Source organism: Neptunomonas phycophila (assembly GCF_001922575.1).
Lineage (GTDB): Bacteria > Pseudomonadota > Gammaproteobacteria > Pseudomonadales > Balneatricaceae > Neptunomonas > Neptunomonas phycophila.
Genome location: NZ_MRCI01000001.1, coordinates 3,011,005 through 3,036,769 on the forward strand (window position 1 = coordinate 3,011,005; position 25,765 = coordinate 3,036,769).

Below are 25,765 nucleotides of genomic sequence, written 5' to 3' on the forward strand. Positions count from 1 at the left end.
CATGTTAGCAACATAACTTAATCAAGAGTCACTTCGCCTGTCGCTGTATCATAGGTAATAACATCGCTATCCGTGATAGCCGTAGAGTTATTGTAGGTATATACACAATCATCAGATGCCGCCGTTACGATAAAATCAGAGCCTGCAGCCGTCGCAACCGAAGGCGCGCCCGCTTGTAAAACGGCATCCCACACGGCAACACATCCAGCGGCACTCACTGTTGGGCTTGTTGTAGCATTAGTTACCGCACTTGTACCCGAAGTTACTGGGTATTTAGCGCTGTTCACTACGATATGGTTACTATCCACTTGGACTGAGTTGCCTTGTGTGGTGTTTTCCACGATCGCTTGCGCTTTGACAAGGCTCACAGCGGAGGCTAATGCACCGGCTGTACCCTGGACTGACGCTCTGTGAGCATCATCAGTGACATCAATAAAGCGAGGCAATGCAACCGCCGCCAGAATACCCAGCAGTGCGATGACTACTACTAATTCGATTATCGTAAAACCTGATTGTCGTTTCATTGTTACAACTCCGCTGTTAAACGACGGTTAACCGCCATACGCTTGCTCTAAATTGGTTATTCGGGAAGCCTGTTTAGGCTCTTGCGAACAGTGAATTTGATACGTCCTATCAAGGTGACGTATCTATTTGCCACGTAAAAGGTACTGCAGTGCTAAAGACACCGTGATATACCGTTGACGTCGCCGTCTCTGCTTTACCTTGTTTATCGGCCGCTGATTGGTTTAAGTTAAGCACAAATCGCAAGATTTGCTGGTTCTGCCCCTCTATTGTTAAAAATTGATGCCGATTTACTTTGTAAACCAGCTCGCGGTTGCTCGTGTCAAAAAACCACACTTCAGTCTCTGGCTGATTCATGATGTCGACCAGCGACGCCAGCTCACCTCGATAGCTTTCTGGCGGACGCTCAAGCCACATAAAAGGATTCTCTGCTTGCAATGACTGCAAATCTTTATTGCCTACGATGTAGTATTGCGCCAACTTAATGTTCAACTGCTGTTTTAATTGCCCCAACATGCCTTGCACAGCCGCACGCTCTGCACGCTCACCCAGAACAACGAGCGTGTTGGATAAAACGCCATACAAGATCGCCACAATGGTTACCACCACCGCCACTTCTAACAAACGCATGCGCCTTAGAGCCATAAACACGCCATCGTTATTTATTAATTGTCGTGCTGAGTTCCCACAAGGGTAAAAACACACCCAGAGCCAAAATCAGCACCATGATGCCTATTGCCACAATCAACACCGGTTCGATAACACTCGATAGGTTTTTAAGGTCGTACTCCACTTCTTCCTCATAGAAGTTAGCCACCTCTTCCAGCATTTCATCCACCCGACCGGTTTCTTCTCCTACCGCTAACATTTGCATGACCAGTGGACTAAACATTTCTGTGCGATAGGCGGTCGAGGTAAAACCTTCCCCGCGCTCGATCCCTCGACGCATGCCCGATACCTTTTCGCCAATGTATTCATTCCCCATCGCCCGAGAAACGATGGTGAGGCCCTGTTCAATGGGGATACCGGCTTTAAGCACTATGCTAAAGGTACGCGCAAAGCGACCTAACACTGCGCGGTAAAAAATACCGCCAACCAAAGGGAATTTGAGTTTGATTTGATCCCACTTAAGCCGACCTGCGGGCGTTTTCTTCCAGCGCTTAAACATAATAACGCTGCTAACCAATACAAATACGATGATGTACCACCACTGCACCGTAAAATCAGATAACGCAATCAGTGCCCGTGTCTGCCATGGCATATCGCCACCAAAACTCTCAAATACGGACTTAAATGCGGGGATCACAAACACATTAATAATGGCCACCGCTAACCCTATCGCTATAAACACGAACATCGGGTAACGCGTTGCTTGTTTAATATTGCGGGTGGTTTGTCTTTCCAGTTCGAGGTAGACCGCCATCTGCCTAAACGAGTCATCTAAACGGCCGGTGTTTTCACCGATATGGATTAAGCTGACATATAAGCTACTAAACAGTTTGGGGTGTTTCGCCATCGTTGTAGATAACGAATTACCCCGCTCTAGGTCATCAGCTATCTGAGTCAACGTTGAAGTAAGTAAGGGGTTGCTAACTGTATTTGCAAGACCTCGCATACCATTAGTGATCGGAACTCCCGCACGCGTCAAACTCGACAGCTGTCGGCTGAGCATAATAAGCTCATCAATACTAACGCGCTGGAATAACACTTTTGACCCAAGGCTCTCCTTTGTTGCACCGGAGTCTTCGGCTTTCTCGACCAGCTCAACCTTGACAGGAATAATCCCTTGGTCAGCTAACTGTGCCGCAATATCAGCTTTATTCAGCCCTTCCAAACGCCCTGTTGCTGCTGAGCCATCAGCCGAACGCCCTCGGTACTCAAACGTTGCCATGTTTACTCCAGCTCCAGGCTAGCGTCCGACGGCGCCGCGTCAGGAATGTCCAGGTAAGCTGTTTCGTCCATTTGCTCAGTCACGCGGAACACTTCATCCAACGAAGTAATGCCTTGCGACGCTAGCCGCAAAGCACTCACCACTAAGGGTTCATAGCCTTCACTTTGGCGCGCGGCTTTAGCAAAGTCGGAACTATTATTTCGACGCAACGCATCGGTCATTTCGTCATTGAGCTCTAATAGCTCAAAGATCCCTATACGCCCTTTGTAACCAGTATTATTGCAATACGTACAGCCCTTCCCTTGATGCAGATGCTGCGCCTCTACACCGGCTTCTTCGGCTTTAATATCGAGCCATACACTTTCTTGAACCGATGGTTGGTAAGGCGCTTTACAGTTATCGCAAATACGCCGCACTAGACGCTGAGCTAAGATCCCGCGCAACGCCGTACCTGCTAAGTACCCCTCAACACCAATATCAATAAGCCGCATGGCGCTAGAAATGGCATCATTTGTATGAAGCGTGGATAAAACAAAGTGACCTGTCATGGCCGCTCGTAGCGCAATATCGGCCGTTTCTAGATCGCGAATCTCACCCACTAATAAAACATCAGGGTCTTGTCGCAAACACGAACGCAGTACTTTAGAAAAGGTTAAACCTATCTGTGGATGAACCTGCACTTGGTTAATCCGCGGCAAACGATATTCGACAGGGTCCTCTACGGTAATAATCTTCCGGCTGGCTTCATTCAGCTCATTTAAGGCGCCGTATAATGTGGTCGTTTTACCACTACCCGTTGGCCCTGTTACTAGCAAAATCCCATGAGGCTGATGAATTAAGCGGCGTAAGCGCGCCAGTAAATAATGGGGTAAGCCGGCCTTATCGAGCCCAATCACCCCTCCACTTTGATCAAGCAAACGCATAACCACTGATTCGCCAAATTGCACTGGCAAAGTTGATATACGCACGTCAACAGTATGATTTTTAACATTAATTTGGAAACGTCCATCTTGCGGTAGCCGTTTCTCGGAAATATTGAGCTGCGCCATCAGCTTTAATCTAAGTACCAACACGGGCGCAATACGCGTCTCCTTCATCACTTGCTCTTGCAAGACACCATCCACACGCTGCCGAATACGCAGCACATTTTCATCTGGCTCGATATGAATATCCGACGCGCCAACCTGCACAGCATCCTCAAATAAGCTCTTTAACAGACGAACAACGGGCGCATCCACCTCATCCGCAGCCGTCAGACGAGACAGGTCGAATGTATCCTCGGCCATCTCCTCATTCACTTCATCGGCGAGTGAGGCAATATCGCTTGTGCGGCGATACATCAAATCAAGAGTCTGTAATAGCTGGCTCTCGGCAACCACTGCAAGCTCTACCGTCTTGGGTAATAACCGTTGTATTTCATCAAACGCGAAGATGTCTAGCGGGTCCGACATCCCCACCAAAAAGTGGTCGGGATTGTCTTTGAGCACAATGCAACGAAAACGACGGGCATGCGTCTCTGATAGTTTGAGTACGTCTGGCTGGTTAAAGCTGTAGTGCGCTAAATCAACGAGCGGCACATTCATCTGCTTGGCCAAAAACTCTAAGAACTGTTGCTCTTCTACATAACCTAAGGAGATGAGCGTGCGGCCTAGCTTTTGTCGTGTATCTTTTTGACGCTGCAGTGCCTCCATTAACTGAGGCTCAGAAATCACTCCGCTCTGCACCAACAGATCACCAATACGAATTTTCATTTTAGGCGATGCCATTGTTTTTACCCTTTACTGTAAACGCTGAAGTTGTTGTGCGGCATATTGGCGCAACGCGGGTGGGATATCAGGTATCCGTATTGCATTTTGGTAAGCATCAATGGCTCTACTTCGCTGCTGCAAATGCTCAAGAGAAATCCCCATATTGATCCATGCTCTTGCCTGTTGAGGGTTCAGTGCCAGCACAGTCAAATATGATTGGACAGCTTGTCGGTGGTCCCCTTGCAACTGATAAGCAGACGCCAACAAATCAACATAATCCTCACGAGCTTGCGCTTCGGGATATTGTTGTAATAACGCCAATGCCATATCACCATTGCCTTGCTGCAGTTGAGCTCGTGCATTGAGCAATGCCCATGACAAACTTGCAGGGGCTCCATCAATGACCCGCTGAGCAGACGAATAGTTTTCTGTGGACAAGTAGAGCTGCGCCAGCAAATAACGGCTTTGATCACTCTTTTGATATTGCGCTACAAACTTTTCTAAGCGCTGAACAGCGGCATTGATATCGTTTTTAGCTAATAGACGGCGAGCTTCTCGTACGGTCGAGCTATCAGTGGGCTTGGTGTTCATCGCCTTTCGCCACGTTCCTGACACTTCGTTTGCGTCGGGCGTATTGTTTTCAGCGCTAACTTCTGGACTGGAGACAGCCGCAGGGCTAGCGGCTGCCGGTGTGGATTCAGGTGTAGTCACCCGAGCCGCACTCGGCTCCGTTTCAATACTGCTCGATTCCGGTGAACTCTGGTTAGCGACTAATGCTTGGGTTGCTACTGCACCGCTAGGAGCGGCCCGAACCATGGACATATCCACAACCATACGTGCTGGATTTTGACGTAACGATGGCTTAAACCGCATGGGTACACGCGTTTCAATGCGAAAGCGTGTTCCTGTGTCGCTCGGTAGTTGAGTAAAGCGGGAAACGTGGTCTGATAGTGTCTTTGGTAACTCTATTGCTAATTGCGTTTGTGCAATATCCCATTCAAACGCTTGGGCGCTATTCTCATGAACCGTAAAAGGGCGTGTGCTGGTTAACCATATAGATAAATAGCCATTACCATCAGCCAAACCAGTCCAATTTATTTTAGTGACTGTATTAGCAGCTGGCTGGGTGGAAGCACCTGCGGGTGTGTCAGTCGCATCGTTATTGACTAACTCGTCGCTTGCTGACTCCAACCCTGACGTTTCAACGACTGGCTGTTGCTCTGTTCTAACGGGCGTCAGTGCCTGAGGCTCAGAAACAGCTGGAGTCTGCGGCTGTGTTGAAGGAGCAACGAGCTGTTTGTTGATATCTTGCAATATCCAAGGGGCGAATGAGCGCACCGCTAAATAAGCCGCTAGCAAGCAAAGCACTAAACATACAATGATCGTTACCCACAAACGCTGACGGCTTCGCTTGGGCTTGCTAGACCCTTGTATTGCAGCCACTGCGGATAACTCGCCACGTTGACGAGCATCCAGATCGCGAAGCATGTCATTCACTAGGCTCATAGCAAGCCTCTTGATTGAGCGGCATAAAGAACTCCAGCGCTGATGAGCGCAATGGTCAGTCCTTTCCACAACCACTGTTGATAGTGATTGGGCAGAGTCACTCCCTCGGTATCATCAATAGCGCGCATGACGTGAAAAGCACTCACCGTCACATCACCTTTGCCATAGGCGCTCATTAGCGCTTTATGCGCCAATATATTCACCAAGCGAGGAATACCGGCTGACGACTCTGACAACAAGCGAATCGCCTTCTTCGAAAAAAGCGATAAGCCGTTATAGCCTGCCCGAGTGGCTCGTTGTTGTAGATATAGTTCTACCGCATCATCGGCCAACGGATGTAAACGGCAGCTAAAGGTTATGCGTTGCTTTAACTGACGTAACGATTGCTGAGCCAGCAACGTATCCAGCTCTGGCTGCCCTAGTAATACCACCTGAAAAAGCTTTTCGGATTCTGTCTCAAGGTTGGTTAGCAACCGCAACGCTTCTATTGTCTCTTCCGGCATGGCCTGCGCTTCATCGACAATGAGCACCGTATGCCGTCCCTCGCGCGCATGTGCGATTAACTGCTCGTTAATACGCGCCATAAGCGCCACATCGCCCAGCTCTAATGCCTCTTCGATACCTATTTCTAATGCAAAGTGCTGACGCAGGGCTTCTGGGTTTAAGAACGGATTAGGCAGGTACGCGGTAATGTAGTTTTGCTCATCTAGCGTGTTTAGTAGCGTGCGGCACAGCATGGTTTTACCGGTACCCACTTCACCCACAACTTTGATAAAGCCATCGCCACCGCTAAGCGCCACCAGCACTAAATTTAATGCCTCTTGATGCGCCGGCAACTGTAAAAAGAAGCGCGTATTAGGCGTTAGTGTAAAAGGCAGCTCTTGTAACCCAAAGTGATCCATATACATATCGAGCGCTCCTATAACCGGTTATTGCAAGCCACGGAAGCTATCTAGCGAGCGTTGCAGCTCTTGCTTCCAGCTATTGCCATCAGCAATCACGGGCCTGAGCAAAATCACCAGCTCACTTTTATCGGAGCTTTGCTGGCGTTGCTGAAACAACTTGCCAACACCCGGTATGTCACCTAAGCCTGGGGCTTTCGCAAGCACATCGTTACTGCTTGATTTCATCAAACCGCCAATCACAATGACTTGCCCACTGCCCGCCCGAACGACACTATCGGATTCACGAATAGAACTTAGCGCCAGCGGAATGTTAAACGCATCATCGCCTATGCTAATGAGCTTTTGCTGATCCTGAACTTCACTCACTGATGGGTGGATATGCAAAATAATTTCGTCGTCATCACTAATTTGGGGAGTCACATCTAAGGCTATCCCAGAGAAGAAAGGTGTGAGCTCTACATCCGGTGTTGATGTGGTTGCCGTACCGGTGGTTGTCGTGTTTTGAATATCGGTCACATAAAACTCGTCTGTCCCCACTTTAATAACTGCTTTTTGATTATTTAGCGTAGACACCCGAGGGCTAGACAGTACCTGCACATTACCTTGGCGACCTAGCAAATCGATAAGCGCCGTAAAATCATTTAAGTTAAGTGCAGCACTGAAAATGCCACCAATATTGTCTGGGTTTGTGAAAGATGCAGAACTTTGCCCAACCACGAGGTTATTACGAGAATTAGGCGTACCTATGGCAGACCAATCAATCCCTGCCTGAAAGCCATTGCTTAGCGTCACTTCTAGGATCTTAGCTTCGATCACTACCTGACGGCGTAATATCAATTCGGCTTTTTCAAGGTATGACTTAAGCGTGAGCAGCTCACTAGGATAAGCACGCGCTACTATTACGCCAGTTTGCGGGGTAACCACAACTCGCTGACCCGCTTCTTGGCCGATAATAGCCGATAATGTTTGTTGTAAATCGCCCCAAAAATCCGCTTGGCTACGCGTACTGATTTGCGTACCTTGGACCGTTTGCGTGCTACTGCTATCAGATGAATCAGAGCTATCATCGCTGCTGTCATCATTACTCACTTGCGATACTGAGCCCGAACTCACTGATGTTTGCGACTTGCCTATGCGCTGTATATCTAAGTAGTTAACTTGAAATATCTGTGTTTCTAAGGCTTTAGGGACAACCTGGTACAGATTACCGTTACGCTTATATTCGTAACCGTAGACATCGCGCACCGCTTTCATGACTTCGGCGACCGTCACGTCTTTTAAGTGCAGTGTTATCGCCCCTGCTATCTCTTCATGAACGATCATGTTGTAAGGCGTACCTTCAACCAACCCCATAAAGAACGTGCGCGCACTCAACCGGTCTGCCGACACATCGAAGCGTTCGTCCTCAACCGCCGCTAATTGAGCGATTGACATTGGAGCGAGCGCTAAGGGTGCAGGAGGCGGTTTTAGTGCATTCGTCAGTTGGTTATGCGCTATTGCCTGTTCCAATACTAACTCAGACTCTTTGGCGGGAGGCTCTTGCGTTACATGCCCAACCGTTTGGCAACCAGCCAACACAATCGGCAATAGTAAACAGCCAACTCGAACGGGCATTGGGAGTATCTTTTCTAATTGTATATTCATTAATAATTGGTCTCTCATCTCCGGTGTACCTTCATACCGGATTGATCGGTAACTGATACCCACATCGTCTTTTGATCGATCTGCAATAACACACGCGTTGGTGTAATTCGAAGCACCTTAGCGCCATCAACAAAACTACCTAAGCTCGCAGTCTGGCCATTGATAATGGCTTGCGCGCCTTTTTTACGTTTAATAATAGACGCTACCTGAAAACTCGCAGCTGGCTGGGCAGCAAAGGCAACCGGCGCTGAGTACTGGCCAGGTCGGGTGGGATCTTTTACTAAAGCGGGCGCTTCTTCAGCTGCCAACCTATTTGTAAACAGCATGGCTAGCAGCAAGCTACTTACCAATAAGGTAGAAACGGTCTTCGGATTTAAGTTAGCCACCCAACCACCCCTCCTCGCCGCTTAACGTATGGATACGCAGCGTCACTTCTGTTGTCGGATATTCTTTAACGTTGAGCTCTAGTACATCCCAAAAGAAAGCTTGGCTTAGTTGTTCCAAGCGATGCAGGTATGTATATACAGCGGCATAACTGCCACTAACCTTTAGCTCAAAAGCATGTTCATATACTGGAACAGGATCGATCGGGGTTTCTGTAGCTGTTGACAGGCCGGCGGTTGTGTTTGACGCCGCCCCTGCGTTATCGCTAGACGGCTGACCCGTGATATCTAAACGCTGAACAGGCAGTGTTTGTAAGGATATAAGGCGTAAATCAGATGACTGATCCAAAACCGCCTCTAGTACCCGGCTCATTTGCGTAGGATCAACGAGCTTAGCGGACTCATTAGCGATACGTGACGACATTGCTAAGTCTTGAGAGACTAAGTCATCAATATCCAGGCGAATGGGGGCTGAAGGGTCTTGGGACAACGCACGGTTTAAAATAACCAAACTGGCTTCATTCGCTTTAATAGCCTGCTGCTGTTGAGTGATCCTTTGCGTAGATGACTGGATGGCTTTTTGTTTAGGCTCAATAACCAATAGAAATAGCAAAACTACCACCAAAACAACCATCGTTCCTGCGATCAACACACGCTCACGTGGCGTTAAAGCGTTAAATTTCTGGCGCCACGACTCAATCGTTGTAACCCCTTCCGTACTCATTGCGAACCACCTGTAAGCGTATCTGGATTCGACTTATCAGAGGTCAATTGTTCATCACTATCAGCAAGACGTGACCCGGCGGCATCAAACTGATGATTGTTTGAGCCTTCAAGCGCTGTAGTCGCTAATGTATTGATACTAAACCCCCTAAAAGATGGCATAAGCGATAATTCACTGAAAAACACCGGCATCAAAGATGCCTCCGTGGTGACACCGCTAAAATCAGCAGCCTGCAGAGGGTTATCGAAAGCTAACCGCGTTAGCCACATCCCTTCAGGGATTGTCGCGGCCACATCATGCATCGCGGTAGAGAATCCAGGATGACGATCAGGAGAAATGTGCGACAGCAAAGTCATGAGTCTTTGTTTAGTGCGTAAACGTTGCTCTAAGCGTGCTTGACGCTGCAGCAACTGCGCATCAGGCTTTAACAAACCAATCGCTTCTTCAGCCTCTTTAACTTGTTGCTCCAAGGTGTGAGCGTGCAGGGTAACGGCGTCTAACTCGGCAGTCGTTTTCATGTCCACCCAATACACCCAAGCGGCCCACAATACGGCTACCAGCACAATAGCCACGCAGGCGCGGATGACATAATCAAAGCTGAGCCAATCAGTCTTGGGGGCCACCCTTTCAGGCAATAAATTAATCCGCTGTTTTAACATGCTCATTTCGCCTCCGTATTACGCAAAGACGCGGCAATAGCGATTAAGCACACCTGCTGCAAATCAACGCGCAATGGCTCATCAGAACCAACGACATCGGCTAAGTCCAACGACTGAACATCCGCAGATAGGTTGTTACGCAGCTCCATTAACAACGGTGTTTCACCTACTTGCAGCGGCAATATAAGGATACGCACGCACGGCGGTTTACCTATCTGGCTTTCGAAGTAATCCATAGAGCGCTGGATATCTAGAACCGTATTCTCGACCTGATCAAAAGGGCTATAAGACAACCCACGAGCTAAATACAAAGCACTGCCCGATAACATGGTGAGGTTACTTCGATCTTCTTCTAAAAAGAGAACAGCCGTGCCCATCTCTTCGGCACATAGCGATTCAGTGATATTTAGTAAGGCCAATTCAGGGATATCAATAGTAACGGCGGACACACCCAGTGCATCCAACCAATCTACGCGTTGATCAATTAACGTCCGCTCGGCCACAACCACATAAATCATCTTACCTCGCCCCCGATAAGCATCGTCAGGTAACTCAATGTAATCGAGATAAGCATCTTCAGGGTTAAATTGGATTAAGTCTTTAACACGCCAAAGCAACGCATCTTTTAACTCGTCCACTGGCACATCAGGGGCTTCAATCAGTAACAGTTGGTACTCGCCCTCTTGTAGCACCAAACTAACAGGAACATCGGTTAAACGGTGCTCAGATAAATACTCAGCAATAACTTTACTGTTTGTAAGCGGTTGAGCTTGCTCAATAAACGCCACCGTCTCTAAATGCGGCGCCCCATCGCGCAAATGATTAACAGCCAACGCCACGCCGTCGGGCATAACCTGTAGCGCCAATAAGCTATCGTGTGTTTTTTTCCGCTTCTTAAATGAAAACACCTACTAATCCCTTCATCCACGCTACACCCAGCTAAACCCGAATGGTTAAGCTCGTAAACCAACAAACGTTTAATTTATAGCGACCAACGCCCCATTAAGTTTAGACGAAGATTCAAAGTTCGCCCGCTCAGTGACTGGGTAGGCCTGTATGACATAGCAAGAAAAAGAGTATCGGAAACAAGGAGGAAGCCCGCTAACACCAACAAGCTCTCGTTTAAAACGCAGAAAAAGCCTAAAGGCCTGTAAGGTCACTGAAAAAAATGCGTAAAATCATCAATAATTATGAATTCTTGCTTGCAAGAACTAGGCTTAAATGGTTGAATATGCGCCACTTAAGCCCGGATAGCTCAGTCGGTAGAGCAGAGGATTGAAAATCCTCGTGTCGGTGGTTCGATTCCGCCTCCGGGCACCATTTCCTACAAATGGTACCAAGTAATATATTAAAGCCTCGCCAACCTCACTAGGTGTTAAGCGGGGCTTTTTTGTGGGTGAAATTCATCGATTACCTTTATGTGCTTAGCTAAAGCCCCGATCAAGCATTAGCAAGAGGGGCTAATAATGACTGCTTACTTCTCGTAAGTATATATCACGTCACCGCCACTGCCCGAGGTACCTGTTTCAGATTCGAAATCCCATTTCGAGCTGAGCTTATACCGCAAGAAGAAGGTGCTGGAGGGTTCCAACAAACCAACGCCATACTTAATATACAAGCGGGGCGAGAGGTACTTGCCAATGAATAACGATGTCTCATTCGCCGAGTCGCCTTCTAAGCCAAAGTCATCCAGCTTTAGGGTTTCGTTTAAATTTTCGGCAATGCTGTTACCACCTTTCATAGCGAGCGCGGCGGCAGCCCGATAAAGTAACGCTTGTTCAGAGCTCGAGCCGGTTCCCGGTGCGCGTCCAAACATAAGGTAGGATAATTTACTGCTTTCAGGTAGTGAGGGTGACGAGTAAAGAGTAAAGCGCGGGCTGTTGATGGTGCCAGACACTTGCGCGCCTACCGTAACATCATCACTGTCAATGGTGCGGGATACCCGCAGATCTAGGCCGGGGTTATCCACAGGGCCACCGGTAAATACAACGCTGCCTCGCTCGATGGTCAGGTCTTGTCCATAAAGCGTGTACTCACCCGCGGCTACATCCATATTCCCAGTCGCTCGTGTTGCTTGACGACCGTCATCTTCAATCAAGATGCTACCCAATAGCCGACCTGAGAATCCAAAGGCATCAACATTAACTTTATCACCGAGGGTTAACCGCACAGCGGCATCAATGGCTGGGCCCGCGGCGACTTCGTTTAATTCACTCTCATCCTGCACCACCACTACGTCAGAAGAAACACTCGTACTGTTAACACCACTGGATTTAGGGGGCGTAATGTTCGCTTCCGGTATGGTGAGTTCTCCGCGTACTTTGATCAAGTCAGGGTCGAGCCCCACCTGCAGGTCCGGCGAAATCCATACCTGGATCTCTTTAGTTCCCATCGCTAAGAAGCGCTTGCCTGCTAACGTTAATTCACCCGCCCCCGCCAGAGGGTTGTAATTACCGGCTATATCGATCGTGCCTTCTCCAGATGTTAACGCCCCCGTAATGTCCAGCGTGTCACTACCCTCTCTGTCTTTGATATTGAGCTTGATGGGGTCCATCACAATACCAAGAGCGGGTAGTTCTGCGCTGGCATTTTGCAGCTCCATGTAACCTAAAACTTTTGGCTGAGAAAGATTACCTGAGATAGTTAGTTCGGATTGTACTTGCCCTTTTACGGCTTGAACTTGCGGAGAAAACAGCGAGATAAATTTAAGATCACTCAGTTGAGCGTTAAAGCTACCGGCAAGTATCCCTTGATTATAAAGATCATTCACAGTCATTTTTGCTGTGATACTACCCGCTGGCTGCAACACAGGAATTTGCAAATTCGCGGTGAGGGTTTCTTTTTCACCTATCACGCTCACCAACACATCGCCTGTGGATATATTCAGGTCCTGATCTTCAAGCGAGACTCCACCTTGAAGCACAGTGGCGCTAACATCAAAAACTGGGTTCTTACCCGGCGGTAAGCTGAAATCGGATGATGCCTGCAAAACCCCTTTAGTTACTGTGCCTGCAGGCATAAAGGGTTCCAACAGAGCCAGTGAAATTTCTTTTAACGTGGCCGCCCCTTTAGCTCCGCTTTTAGTCGACCAACTTCCTTGCACACACGCAGCGCCACTGCCAGTAGGCTGACGATTAAGGCACAATTGTGAAGCGCTTGCTTGCTCCGCACTGCCCGTAATGGCTACCGGATTGCCTAACTGCCATTTCCCTGCCAGTTCATTAGTAATATCAAGCTGCGTTAAGGAGCCTGCCCATTGCGGCGCTTTCCAGCCACCATTTAACGCTAAGGACACATCAACTTCGCCTTCTTGCGTAACCAATGTGAGGTTATGCTGCTCCGGTGTACCTTGCCCTTTAAGCGTAATATCAGACCATTGTTGCCCGCTGAGGTTAACCTGTGTTGCGGTTAGATCTAACGTAGACTGTTGCTGCGCGCCCAGATTTACGTTTACATCAGCTTCGAGCTTAGCGATTCGATTCGTCGAAAACTGTAACGTATCGCCCGCTATATTACCTATGATAACCGGCGCTGTTTGTGTGCCTTTTACCGTGCCTTGCCCGGTAATACTGCCCTGAGCATTCGGCAAAATATCGGCTAGTTTGGGGGCCTTAAGCGCCCAGTTTAGGTCAAGGTTGTTTGCTAAGCGCCCGGATGTCGTCAGTTCTGCACCAGCCATCGATAGACGCAGTTGTTCAATATTGACCACATCACCATTCAGCGCGACTTTACCTTGCCCACCGACCGATTGCTCTCGCATAGAACCCGTTAGCTGTTTGATATCAGCCGTTAGTGATAAGACGCCAGCGGTTGATATTTGACCTTGCGATGTCAGTTCAGTCGTCAATTTCCCAGGCCATTCAGGCCACTGAGCACCCGGATTAATACCCTTACCCGTTAATGCAACTTGCCACTTAACCTGCGGTGCCCATTGCGCATTACCAGTGACCGCTAACTCGCCTTCTAGTGTGTTGCCCGTTAACGAGAATTGCTTAAAGCGCTCGGTGCTTCCTTGAGCATTGAGTTGCCATTGCCCGGCAGGTATGGCATCGCCATTGAGCTGCGTTGACATAGCAATGGTGTACCCATCTAACGGCCCTGTCACACTTAGTGTACCTTGTTCGCTACCCGCGAGGAGTGTATCCCCCGTCAACGGATAACGCAGCCCTTTCCACACACCGTTTAGATCAAAGGTCGGTTGCTCTTGGATATGTGAGACATCCCCACTCAGCGTTACAGTGCCTTTAGATTGGTCCTGCGTAAATGCAAGTGAAGTCACGGTCACTTGCTCCATGTCGAAGCCGATATCAGCCGAGCCAGACACTGTTTGTCCAGCAAAGTCGGGCGCGGCAACTCCTAAGTCGACCAACAACTGATCGAGCGTTAGCGTACCGGTCGGCGCCTGTAACACATCATTAAGCGTCAAAACCAACTTCGCTTTTAGCAAGCCTGATAATTGCTGCGTTAACTCCAACGCATCTGTATTACCGGTCAATTTACCTTCGCCCATTAACGGCGATTTATCCGGAAGGTTTACCGACCAGTTAACGGCAAGATCTAACGGGTATGCATCAGTTGGCGTAACGTCCCCGGCAATCTCCGCTTTACCTTGAGGAGCACTAATGGCTAGCTGATCAATAATGAGCTGATTGCCCTCTGTATGCGTTTTTAGCCGCAAATTATCAATCGTTTGAACAACGCCCGGCGACCCATCCGCTAAGGTTGGCTGTAAAGTTACGCCCGTAATAGTCGCGTTATCGATAGCAAGCTGAACCGGTAAGCTAACGTTCGGTAAATTGATCGGAAATAAGGGTGTTTCATCAACGGGTTCTACTTCAGGCTCCGTATAGGGCAACACCAGTGTCGGCTGATCAACCTCCAGCGAGATGATATGTGCTGTCAGGGATAAGAGCGCTGATGGTTCCCAATTAAGATATAAGCGAGGAATAGCCACACGTAGCCCATCCTCTTGCTCGTAGGTTAACGATTGCAGTGTCAGCTCATCTAATAGCGCACCTTCGACCTGCGCCACCGACAACTCACCGGGAGCAAAGCGTTTACCCAAGTCCAACAGTTGACGGGTACCCGATTGCGTACCACCTAAATAAGACACCGTTCCTACGACCAGCACAATAATCAACAGCACCAGCATTAATAAGCTTAAGCCTGTCCACTTAGCCACTTTACCCGGACTCATAAATCAGCTCCCAAGGTGAAGTGAATGCGGAAACGGTCATCACTGTTATTTTGCGGGAAACCCAAATCCAAGCGAATAGGACCAATTGGAGAAAACCAACGAACCCCAAAACCAACCCCAGTTTTTAAGGATAAATCGGCATCTTCGTAGGCATTACCCATATCGATAAAAGCGGCAACCCCCCAGTCAGAGCCCGTAAACCGGTAATCGGTCTCTAAGCTACCCACCAGCAGGTTAGGTCCACCAACCACATCACCGTCATCGCCCTTAGGGCCTAGGCTTTGGTACGAGTAACCACGCACACTGGTATCACCACCGGCATAAAAGCGATGAGAGGCCGGTATTTTGTCAAAATCATCCGCCGCTGTTATACCGGCTTCAACGCGAGCCAGAACACGAATTTGGTCCGTCAAACTGTGGATAACTTTACCGCTAGCCTGCACTTGCACAAAGTTGGTATCAGACAACACTGAATCAGCGCCACCGATGATCTGCCCTGACAAACGGTAACCATTTTTTACATTCAATCGATTACCCGTGGAAACCGTCGAGGCACTAAATAAGGGGTACAGTAACGTAGAACTATCCGTCTCGCCGTCCAGCGTATAGGTTTCTTCTTCATACTGTAATGAAGTCACCATCTGCCATTGCTTCCATTGCCACTGCTCGGAAACACCGATAGACAAACTCTCTGAATCAACGGTATCGGAATGCTCATCCTCATAGTTCAAATTGATGGTATAACGCTCAGTCATGGGATTTTGGCCAGGAATCGCGTACTCCAATGAAGCGGAGTTAGTAATTTGCGATAACTGCACGTCCCCGCTTAACTGATGGCCAAGCGAGTTAACCCAACGCCGGGTTACTCCTAAACGCACTCGCGCACCGGTATCAGTACCATAGCCACCACCGGCCTCATAACGTGTACGTTTTTGAGGTTCGAGGATAATATCAATAGGGACTTGCTGGTTACTTGCATCGCTCCATAGCGGGCGAACCTCAACACGAGAAAAGTAATCGCTATCTAACAAGTTCGTTTGCAGGTCAACCAGCTCACTCGTTTTAACAGCCTGCCCTTCTTCAAATGGCAAATAACGAGTCAGCAGTTTTTCAGAAATCGGGCTGTCAGAAAAATTAACCTGACCAATGCTGTATCGAGGGCCGCTGGCAAAGTGGAGCTGAACATCAGCCGTGTAGCTGTCTATTTTTACCAAGACCTGACTCTTGGTCACCTCCCCTTCATGGTATCCCCGCTCAGCGGCCAACGATAAAATTTGGCTTTTAAGCCCTTCATACTCACTGTGTATTAAAGGGTTACCCGGCTTAACAGGTGTGCTCGCTAGTAGCCTTTTAAATACCACATCCTCAGCAGCAGCTCCGTCAATCGCGATATCAACTTTGCCATACGGTATAGGGTTACCCGGTACGATGGAGTAGGTCGCCACCCAAACATCGGGGCCATCTTTAAGCTCTGAGGTAATAATAGGGCTGTAGTAACCAAAAGGCTGCAAGGCGGTACGAATTTCGTCTTCAGCTTTGCGGTTTAAATACCGCACACGGCTCTCACTTGTAAAGGTTTCACCGTTAAGGGACTCAATCGTTAAAAAGGCTTTTACGTTGTCAGCAACTTTACCCTCTACACCTTGAATAACCACATCAAGCTTGGCTGCCGATGCATTGGAAGTAAATACCCACAAACCCACTAAGAAACAAACGATGACTCTACTGCGGTAACGACTCAATACTCATACTCCTACAATCGCCAGCAAGACGCTATTCAAGCAGGCTATTTTTCAATCGTCCATAATTAAGAGGCAGCACGCTTTTCGCTGCTGCCTCTTACTATAAAAATTACAAAAATATGGATGATAGCAAAGCGTGTACGTAAGACACTAAAAACCCGATTTAATTATCGGGTTTTATATAAAAACGAGGCATTGAGCAAGCAGCAACTTTTTATTGAAACGCCCCAGCATACAAAGCTGTTACCTCATTCATACGCTTTAGTACTTTTTCTGCAGAACGATCAATTAAACCGGGCACGTAGACGTGTTCGTCCGCTGCTTGCGAGGTCATAGTAAAGCGCTTAAATTGCTGCCGCACATCGGCTAATGATGATGAAATAGCAGAGCTATTGGTCGGGTTAGATGATAAGTAATCCAAGGCGGAATCAAACTCTTGATAGGCTTGTTCATAAATAGGCTTAATTTCTGCTTCAAAGCCCCACGCCATCAATGCGTAGCTGGCAGCCATGCGCTGACTTAACATCCGTTGACGGCCTGCTACATTGACCAACTGCCCTGTTCTTGTCTGAGATTGGTGCTCCAGCGACAAGACAACTTGATTCGCCGCCGCCAACAGCGCATCATTCTTATTTCGCAGTGATAAGGCTTTGTTTTTTTGCGGTGTTTGCTGAAACTCTTTTTTAACAATAGCCCACTGTTCAGTGACGTTCGCTAACAACTCAAGCGTTTCCAAATCATTCGAATAGCGCTTTAAATTGACAAGCTGCTGATCAAAAAGCGCAATCGATTCATCTAGCTGCTGTTGCGCACTGCGGCCACGAATTGACTGCCCTATTAAGGCATAATTTTTCAGCATTCGCTGCGTCAACATACGCTGGCTGCCAGCTTGATTAATCGCATCACCAAGCGTATTGATTGACTCTGCCTGCACTTTGGCGGTCGGTAATGCTATGCCTACTACAAGCATCATTATCAAAGCTAGCATCAACACCACACGATGCCTTACTTGATAAAAAGCGGTTAGCATTAAGTTCGTACTCACCAGTACTGAAGTTCCACTGTACAATTGATACATGTTTTTTCCCGCTGACTGTTCCTTGTTTACTATTCAATAACCGCCAGTTTACGTCATCACCGCCTGTAAACTTTTATTGGCCACCTTGCCCAGCAAGGCTTCCACATGATCCAACAATTCATTCTCATTCCACGGTTTGGTGAGGTAGACACTCACACCGGCTGCGGCTGCCTCTACACGATGCTTTTGGGTCGAGCGTGATGTAATCATCATGACAGGAATATCCGCCAACTCACTTCGGCTAATCACAGTGGACGCTAACTCCATGCCATTCATGCGTGGCATTTCTAAATCGGTCACGATTAAGTGAGGCGCTTTTTTCTCTATCTGACGAATAGCATCCACACCATCAATGGCAGTGCACACCTCAAAGCCGGCATCTTTAAGCAACAAAGCCAACGACTTTCGCGCACTCAATGAATCATCTACGACCATAATCAACGGCAGCTCAGAAACCGGCTGCTGTTCAAGCTGCGACAACCAATTGTGATTCTGGCCGGTCAGTCGATCGAGTCGCGTAGCTAAGTCAATCACAGGGGCGACAGCACCATTGGATAATAATGTTAGCCCTGGAATTCCCGGAATTTCAGGGACATACGGCCCCATTTGCTTAAAGACGAGCTCACGTAATGTAATCACTTCGCTGACTAATACAGCGACAGTTTCGCCTCCGGCTTCAACCAATATGACCTGAAAGATAGGATGTTGGCGGTAGTCCACCAAGGGTTCGCCCACCAAAGACTCTAACGGATAAGCTGTATAACGCTCCCCTTGGTGCTCAAAATAGAGCTCTCCTTGCGACTCAATCAGCGCCCCATCTAATGACAATATCGTTTGTCCCAAGCCCGAGGATGACAGCGCGTACACTTGCTGGCGCGAACGCACTAGCAAAGCTCTAATCATAAGCGAACTTGAAGGTAACGAAATTAAAAAGCGGGTGCCTTGCCCTTGGCGCGCCTCAATGGAGAGCGTGCCATGCAAACGGCGAATCTCTTGATGCACTACATCCATGCCGATACCACGCCCGGACAGCTGGCTAGTATCACGGCGTGTCGAAAACCCAGGTAATAGAATCAACTGCTGTATATCGGCTGTTGATACTTCCTGCGATTCGCTAATGAGCCCTCTTTCTATCGCCTTAGCTCGAACCAATTCAGCGTCAATGCCTGCACCATCATCTTCACACTCAATTAAGATGCGATCTTGTTGCTGACGAAAACGCAATGTTAGGCGCCCAGTTTCAGGCTTAGATGCCTCAAAACGTAAATGTGGTGTTTCAATTCCATGATCAACGGCATTACGAATTAGGTGCATCAACGGGCCCGTCAACTGATTGAGGATTTGACTGTCGATGAGCGTACTACCGCCTTCGATTGTCAACTCAACCCGTTTATCCGTTGCACGACAGGCTTGGCGCATAATCCTTTCAAAGCGGGCAGTTAAGGTACTCACCGCTACTTGGCGTGCGCGCATCACTGCATCCAAGGTTTCTCGCTGCACACCGGCTTGAGCTATTTGTAGATCATTCAGCTTTTGTACGCGCCCGGCCATTTGCAAGTCGACTTCCCGCACATCCGCCGCGGTCTCATTCAACATCGAAAAGCTGGTGTGCATTTCGTGGTAACGGTCCATTTCTAATGGATCAAACACGCTGGATTCGTCACCTTCCTCTGGAGAGTGCGATGTTTGCTCGTCTGATTGCAGTGTGTAAGATTCGTTGAGGTGCTGCTCTAGCTCTAACAATAGCTTTTGAAGCTGGCGGTGTCGGTCTCGGCTGATCCTCGTAAGCCCTCTCAGCTCAGCGAGCTCGTCACTAAGCTGAGATGTTAACGCAGTATTTTCACCCGTTATACGGAACAAGTCATCAAGCAAGACACGCGGTACTCTAAATTGCGTATCATCGACAGCGGGTGCACTGGAAACTACGGCTACCGGAGGCTCAGCTTCTACTTCCTCTTGAACCACCTCGCGGGCCTCAAACACACTGGCGCTATCATCATCGTCAGACGACATGGCATCACCGGCAACAGCATCAACTCCTTGGCTGCGCAATGTGTAATACCAATCCATCATCGACTGCAATGCGGTACTGGCTACATCAGGTACTGGAGAGCCGGCCAACAAAGCATCGACTATTTGCGCCAAGCTATCCGTTGCCATTTGCAGGTCGTTTCTAATCGCGCGTCCTAACGAGACCTTCGCATCGCAGACAGCCTCCAGAATATCTTCCATCCGGTGGGTAATATGCGAAATAGCGGACAAACCTGCCATGTTAGCCAAGCCTTTAAGCGTGTGGGCATAACGTTGTGCATCCATGAGCTGAGCCGCAGCCATTTGCTTGTCATTGTCGGCTTTTTGAGCATGTTGTAACGACAGCATCAATGAATCGACAAGCATTGGTAGCTCGTCATGAAGCATCGTCATCAAGCCTTCATCGATATCTCCGGCATCAGGCATTGATAAGTGATCATCTGTCACCACTTCAGGTTCAATTACCGTTGCGGTTTTAACCGAGGCAACAGCCATTAACTGGCGCAAATATTCAGCTTGGTCAGGCGTTAGAGGCACAGGCAAACTAGGCTGGCTAAATAGCGGCAGCAAGGCATCGCTCAATGCGTCATCCGCGGTGGACTCAGCCAAGCTATCTAGATACGCAGCAACAGCCGATACGCATGAGGTTACCCAACGAGTATCCGCGTCTTCCACGCCCTGCTCGGCGGCACTGTGCACATTAATACATAAGCCTTCTAACAGGCATTGAACAGCGTATAACTGGACTGACTTAGCAGCACGTATAATAGGGGCTAAGTCCGTGGGCAACTGTTGCAATGCTTGGGTAGATAGATCCTCATCAATATCGCTTAATAAAGCGCGTATTGAGTCACTTAGCATCGATAATACTTCGCCATCGACTTGGCTTATATCATCCGTTAATAACGCCGGATCTTGTGTGCAAAATACGATTTCCTCTTCGTCCAAGGAAGCACTTTGCGCCGGTTTGTCGTTCGTTTGTTTCGCGACAATAGCGGCACAATCGTCGTGCAGTAACTCAAGCAAAAAAGTCAGATCATCTAACGAGATAGGTCGCGGCCAAATGTCACTACTGAGCACCTCAATAATGTCATCAACTGCGCTAGAATCCCCTGCCAATAGGCGCAGTAAATCTTTGGGGAATAGCACCAACAATTGGCAGGCCGAATTCATCGAAGCACTAGATACATCCGGCAGTTGACCGTAAAGTTCCAGCTGCAGCGCTAAGGCATCCGCAGCGCCTGGCAGCTCTTCTTCACTTGCCTGTTCAACAAGCGTCTCAACCATTTCGTCAAGAGAAGCCACCGCTTCGGATCGTTCATTACTTGTCAGCACCTGCTGCAAATACGGTATAAAATCCGTAATTGATTGGGATAACTCACTCATGACAACGCCCCTTAAGCCGCAGGCGACGAAGCCAATTTAAAGACACTCACAGATGACTGCAACGATTCGGCTGAAGCCACCAGCTCACTAGACAGCTCGGCTTGGCGAATCATCTCGTCGTTGGTGGCCGCTGTTGAATCATTAATCCGCGCCGCACGTACCTGTAGCTGTTCGGCCAACTTCGCCTGTTTAACCGCACTCTGGGAAATACGTACAACAGACTCTACCAATGTACTCGTGGTGGCTCGTGTTTCTTCCATCCGCGTACCCGCTTCCTCGGCAAGACGTGTCCCCTCAACAACGTCGGTTATTACGTCGTTCATAACAGCAATAGTGTCAGCGGTCTCTGTCTGGATATTACTAATTAAGCTTTCAATTTCAGCGGTAGCCTCTCGCGAACTTTCAGCCAAACGTTGTACCTCATCTACCACAACCATCAATCCACGTCCGGCTTCACCAGCAGAGGCAGCGTGCATACTCGCATTCAAAGAGAGCACATGCGTACGCTCAGATATACTGTTGATCAGGTTGATAATGCCGCCGATCTCTTGCGAACGTTCGCCCAAGCGCTTGATACGCTTTTCGGCGTTATGAATCGTTTGATGAATTTTATTGATGCTCGTTACCGTCTGCGACACCGACTGCATGGCATTCTCTGACGTATTCATGGCTCGTTGCGATGCTTTACTGGATAAATGCGCCAACTTAGAAATTAACTGCATGGCACGTACCACCGATTCCAATCCCTTAAGAGTTTGGTGAATCTCATCCTGCTCACGCTCTGCATAGGTAATAACCGTACCCGATTGCTGCTTTACCTGTTGCGAAGCGTTGTTAACGTGCTCAGCAAAGCGCGTTACGTCATGTAAAACCTCATTCATTGAGCCCGCTAACTGGTTAATAGAGTCGGCCACCGCTCCGGTAATATCTTCGGATACAGGCACCCTCACCGTTAGATCTTTTTCACTTAGCATAAATACGTTTTGGATCAACGAGATAACCGATGTGTTTAACCGTGCGTTTTCTTGCTCTTTTTCTCGTAAGCTTTTTTCTTTTTCGTCCAAAAGCGAGTCCAACAAGGTGCTTAGCTGGCCGACCTCATCCTCATGGCGAAAACCTGTGCGCGCATAGTTATCCCCATCTCGGATACGCTCTATTGTTTGCTGCATTGAAGACAGCGGGTTAATTACACCACTTTGCAAAATCCATAATGCGATGCCTAACGCGATTAACATCAAAACAATAGACAAGAAGAACAACGAGTTCATATCTTTGGCATTCTCGTTACGCGTTACCGCATCAGCCGCACGATAATCCTCTACAAGTGCACCGAGAGACACAATCTGCGGCTCTATTTTAGCGATTGTCTGCGCCATCATTTGCGTCTGCTCAGTTAACCGCTGACGTACATCGGTTAACCGGGATAGCTGCTCTTCCATGCGGCTAATATCTGCCAAAATTTCACGGCGTAGAACTTGGTCACCAATTGGCGTCGTGCTAACTGCTCGTGACAGCGAAGCAAGCTCAGCCATCAGTTCCGATTGCGTCGCGAGTAAGTTGTCACGCTCTAACGCTCGGTAGGCGTTTGCAGTTAATGCATCAACCCGTTCGGTCAGTGTGGTCACCGTCGAGTTTTCCACTAACACTTCCAAGGTTAACAACTGACTAATGAAATCACTTTGCACCCCATCTTCACTAGTCAAACCCAGCTCAATAGAGGTATCAACGGCTTCATAAAAATGGTCTTGGTACTCATCAACAATAGAATGGAAGACCTCAATCATCTTTCGGTCTTTATCACTGATCAAGTAACCATCAAGACTGTTAATTGTTGTGTCGAGCTCATTCATTCGTTGGTTAAATACATTCAAGTTTTCCAAATCTTTGGTGAGGAAGAACTCTTTTTCCGACAGTTCACCTTGCAAAACATTCGAGGTAATCGAGTCAATTTGGTCGGAAAATGCCTGCATCTTCTCAGTTCTTAGCTGTGCCAAGCGCTCTAACGAAAGCGTTTGGTAGTAGGAGTAACCCAAGAAAACCAAGCCAGCAAAAAGAAGTAATACGGCTAACATAAACTTAACCGAAAGCTTTAAATTCTGGAAAGCTGAGAACGATTGCATAGTAAATCCCTAGGTGCACTCACCTGTAAAACGAAAGCATGAGGTATGTTACCTCGACTATTTCACTGGCATCCTTACCGAATAACCGCTCCATCCTAAAGCGGTTACTTACTTGTTGTCAGTGTTAGGCATTAAATTGCGGAATAAGCGATGTGAACAACGCTTTATGGTCTAGCTCCAGCCATACATGGTCATTAGACAAATAGGCTTGGTTAACAAACCCCTCCAAAGCCGACGCAATGTCAGTTGGCAAATCACATGGCTGATAATCGGTTAGTGATGCCGGATAGTCATCGGTCATGATACCTACCGTATCGGGTGTGCTATCTAATAGCAGCACCCACTTAGGAGGGACTAAATCAGCGTTTTTACCATTAAGCAGCACACCCATATTAAACACAGGGATGACATCACCACGGTGATTAATAAAGCCACTAAACCAATCAGGAGATCCCGGAATACGGCACCCAGATGCCATCGGCACAAGCTCACTGCGTGTCCCTACCGGTACCAACAAGCGCACACCAGCAACAAGCACACCATGGCGTACCTGAGCACCGGTGTCGTTCGGCAATAAAACGTCCTGGGGTAGCGAGTCCGTCACCCTAGGCCTCGCACATGCTGCAACACATCTTCGTCTTGGTAAGGCTTATTTACAACGGCCGACGCCCCTTGAAGCTTAGCCCAAACATGATCCGCCTCTTGGTTTTTACCCGAAACAATAACGACGGGGATTCCTCGTGTTGCCTCATGACGTGTTATCTGACGGCATGCGGCAAACCCATCGACTTCAGGCATCACAATGTCCATAAAAATCAAATCGGGGTGGTAAGATATGGCTTTTTCAAACCCCTGCTTACCATTATCGGCCATCACAACTTCCGCATCCACTTGCTTCAAAACATCGCGAATACGAGCTTGCTGAAGAGGATCATCCTCAACCACAAGAATTTTTTTCACACTCATTTAATCACCTGTAAAAAGAAAACCGATTTAATTTGTACGCGCTTGGCTCGCCGCACGCTCAGGCCTATATTCAGTAATCCACTTGGAAACCCGGCGAATAACCTTTTGGAACTCATCTGGCACAATAGGCTTGGTAAGATAAGTAGAACACCCTGCCATAATCCCCTTTACCTCATCCAGCGGTGAAGTTTTGGAAGACAGCATAATAATAGGCGTTTTTTTGATATGTGCTTTTTGGCGTAATTGGGTACACGTTTCAAAACCATCAATACCCGGCATCATGATATCCAAAAAGATCAGATCAAAATGCTGTTGATCCGTTACCGATAATGCAGACGCCCCATCTTCGGCAAAGCTAATCTGCATCGCCATGGGTAACGCCATCAATTGATCAGCCAAGGCTTGTCGCATAGGTGCGCTGTCATCCACCACAAGCACACGTAAAGCGTTATCGTCCGGTTCCGTTTCCTGTGTACGACTCTCCTCAGACAAGGCTGCTTTTTTGTTCTCAGATACATCAGCAGCTTGAGGGGCATCAGAGTCTGTCAAAGGAACAGAATCTATTGTCCGATCAACAATGCCATCAAGAACGCGGATCACACGCGAAGATATTAACGGATAACCGATATGAGGGAGGCTCACTTCTTTAGGCTTTTGCCGAGAAACTACCACTAAGCGTCGGCGATAATCAGCAGGCAACGCGCTAACGCTCGGTTCGGACAGCGCCTCTTCACCAAAGACGAGCAAAACGTCAGGCAAAGCAGTTTCATCAAACGCGACTAACTCGTAATCGCGCCGCCGTGACAAACGTAATATTTTTTCAACTTTTGAACGCTGCTGTTCTGGGAACCCAAATGACCCCACCTGCATAGCAATTCCTTAATACACCTAAACATCTTTAATGAATTGCAGCCGCTTTTACGAAGCAAGCGGCCAACACGTACTACATAATAGGTCATCAATTGGGAGTGCGCTAACCAACAATCAATAAAGATGGACCCATTAAAAACAACCTTTCAAAGCAATTTTAAGGCCATTAGTGTTCAGTGTACATTAATGAACGTAAATAAGATTCATTACCATTAAAGAAGCGACTGCACGCCTAATCTGCTCAGTTATTCTCTCTCGGTAAGCACGAATAAGGATTCAAAACGCCCCTGCCGAAATCGCACCAAAATAGAGCGCAGAGCCAAAATAGCGCATCCATTAAGGCAAAACAAGGAGCTCGACAATTGTCGCAATAGGCAAAGGGTAAGATAATAG

The 25,765-nt window shown here is 48.1% G+C and carries 19 protein-coding genes and 1 tRNA gene; 1 reads left to right on the forward strand and 19 read right to left on the reverse strand.

Annotation, left to right across the window (positions count from 1 at the left end; all coding sequences use genetic code 11):
• Nucleotides 1-17: 17 nt before the first annotated feature.
• The 11 genes from BS617_RS13725 to BS617_RS13775 form a co-directional block, all read right to left on the reverse strand.
• A complete protein-coding gene (locus BS617_RS13725) occupies nucleotides 18-524 on the reverse strand; it encodes a type II secretion system protein (RefSeq protein ID WP_075173334.1) in 507 nt (168 codons plus the stop codon).
• Nucleotides 525-633: 109 nt separating this feature from the next.
• Nucleotides 634-1,167 (reverse strand): hypothetical protein, encoded by a 534-nt coding sequence (locus BS617_RS13730; RefSeq protein ID WP_075173335.1) that lies wholly within the window; start codon nucleotides 1,165-1,167, stop codon nucleotides 634-636.
• Between the two features lie 13 nt (nucleotides 1,168-1,180).
• Entirely contained in the window at nucleotides 1,181-2,413 is a 1,233-nt protein-coding gene (locus tag BS617_RS13735; RefSeq protein ID WP_075173336.1) for a type II secretion system F family protein, read from the reverse strand.
• Nucleotides 2,414-2,415: 2 nt separating this feature from the next.
• Entirely contained in the window at nucleotides 2,416-4,179 is a 1,764-nt protein-coding gene (locus BS617_RS13740) for a GspE/PulE family protein (RefSeq protein ID WP_075173337.1), read from the reverse strand.
• A 12-nt stretch (nucleotides 4,180-4,191) separates the two neighbouring features.
• Nucleotides 4,192-5,667, reverse strand: coding sequence for a tetratricopeptide repeat protein (locus tag BS617_RS13745; RefSeq protein WP_075173338.1), 1,476 nt, complete (start codon nucleotides 5,665-5,667; stop codon nucleotides 4,192-4,194).
• Nucleotides 5,664-6,575, reverse strand: coding sequence for an ExeA family protein (locus BS617_RS13750; RefSeq protein WP_075173339.1), 912 nt, complete (start codon nucleotides 6,573-6,575; stop codon nucleotides 5,664-5,666). Before BS617_RS13750 ends, BS617_RS13745 begins: the two co-directional genes overlap by 4 nt.
• A 21-nt stretch (nucleotides 6,576-6,596) precedes the next feature.
• Nucleotides 6,597-8,234, reverse strand: a complete 1,638-nt coding sequence (mshL, locus tag BS617_RS13755; protein WP_246283286.1) for a pilus (MSHA type) biogenesis protein MshL — start codon at nucleotides 8,232-8,234, stop codon at nucleotides 6,597-6,599.
• The gene (locus BS617_RS13760) at nucleotides 8,231-8,602 is read right to left on the reverse strand and encodes a hypothetical protein (RefSeq protein WP_075173340.1); all 372 of its coding nucleotides are present in this window, start codon (nucleotides 8,600-8,602) and stop codon (nucleotides 8,231-8,233) included. The genes mshL and BS617_RS13760 overlap by 4 nt, the downstream gene beginning before the upstream one ends.
• The gene (locus tag BS617_RS13765) at nucleotides 8,595-9,323 is read right to left on the reverse strand and encodes a type II secretion system protein GspM (RefSeq protein ID WP_075173341.1); all 729 of its coding nucleotides are present in this window, start codon (nucleotides 9,321-9,323) and stop codon (nucleotides 8,595-8,597) included. Before BS617_RS13765 ends, BS617_RS13760 begins: the two co-directional genes overlap by 8 nt.
• On the reverse strand, nucleotides 9,320-9,988 hold the full coding sequence (locus BS617_RS13770) for a PilN domain-containing protein (protein ID WP_075173342.1): 669 nt from the start codon (nucleotides 9,986-9,988) through the stop codon (nucleotides 9,320-9,322). The genes BS617_RS13765 and BS617_RS13770 overlap by 4 nt, the downstream gene beginning before the upstream one ends.
• Nucleotides 9,985-10,890: a type IV pilus biogenesis protein PilM gene (locus BS617_RS13775; RefSeq protein ID WP_075173343.1), complete on the reverse strand. Its 906-nt coding sequence runs from the start codon at nucleotides 10,888-10,890 to the stop codon at nucleotides 9,985-9,987. Before BS617_RS13775 ends, BS617_RS13770 begins: the two co-directional genes overlap by 4 nt.
• Before the next feature lie 336 nt (nucleotides 10,891-11,226).
• Between BS617_RS13775 and BS617_RS13780 the strand changes: the two genes are divergently transcribed.
• Nucleotides 11,227-11,302: transfer RNA gene (locus BS617_RS13780), tRNA-Phe, on the forward strand.
• Between the two features lie 154 nt (nucleotides 11,303-11,456).
• On the opposite strand, the gene BS617_RS13785 is transcribed toward BS617_RS13780, so the two are convergent.
• From BS617_RS13785 to BS617_RS13820, 8 genes are all read right to left on the reverse strand, one after another.
• Nucleotides 11,457-15,179, reverse strand: a complete 3,723-nt coding sequence (locus BS617_RS13785; RefSeq protein ID WP_075173344.1) for a translocation/assembly module TamB domain-containing protein — start codon at nucleotides 15,177-15,179, stop codon at nucleotides 11,457-11,459.
• Entirely contained in the window at nucleotides 15,176-16,921 is a 1,746-nt protein-coding gene (locus BS617_RS13790) for an autotransporter assembly complex protein TamA (protein ID WP_083610043.1), read from the reverse strand. Before BS617_RS13790 ends, BS617_RS13785 begins: the two co-directional genes overlap by 4 nt.
• 214 nt (nucleotides 16,922-17,135) lie before the next feature.
• Nucleotides 17,136-17,999 carry a type IV pili methyl-accepting chemotaxis transducer N-terminal domain-containing protein gene (locus BS617_RS13795; RefSeq protein WP_083610044.1) on the reverse strand — a complete coding sequence of 288 codons (864 nt, stop codon included), beginning with the start codon at nucleotides 17,997-17,999 and terminating at the stop codon, nucleotides 17,136-17,138.
• Between the two features lie 48 nt (nucleotides 18,000-18,047).
• On the reverse strand, nucleotides 18,048-21,416 hold the full coding sequence (locus BS617_RS13800) for a hybrid sensor histidine kinase/response regulator (protein WP_083610045.1): 3,369 nt from the start codon (nucleotides 21,414-21,416) through the stop codon (nucleotides 18,048-18,050).
• Between the two features lie 11 nt (nucleotides 21,417-21,427).
• On the reverse strand, nucleotides 21,428-23,536 hold the full coding sequence (locus BS617_RS13805; protein WP_075173345.1) for a methyl-accepting chemotaxis protein: 2,109 nt from the start codon (nucleotides 23,534-23,536) through the stop codon (nucleotides 21,428-21,430).
• A gap of 124 nt (nucleotides 23,537-23,660) precedes the next feature.
• The gene (locus tag BS617_RS13810) at nucleotides 23,661-24,110 is read right to left on the reverse strand and encodes a chemotaxis protein CheW (protein WP_075173346.1); all 450 of its coding nucleotides are present in this window, start codon (nucleotides 24,108-24,110) and stop codon (nucleotides 23,661-23,663) included.
• A 26-nt stretch (nucleotides 24,111-24,136) separates the two neighbouring features.
• Nucleotides 24,137-24,502, reverse strand: a complete 366-nt coding sequence (locus BS617_RS13815; protein ID WP_083610047.1) for a response regulator — start codon at nucleotides 24,500-24,502, stop codon at nucleotides 24,137-24,139.
• 27 nt (nucleotides 24,503-24,529) lie between these two features.
• Complete coding sequence (locus BS617_RS13820; RefSeq protein WP_075173347.1) at nucleotides 24,530-25,372, reverse strand: response regulator; 843 nt, start codon at nucleotides 25,370-25,372, stop codon at nucleotides 24,530-24,532.
• Nucleotides 25,373-25,765: the final 393 nt, after the last annotated feature.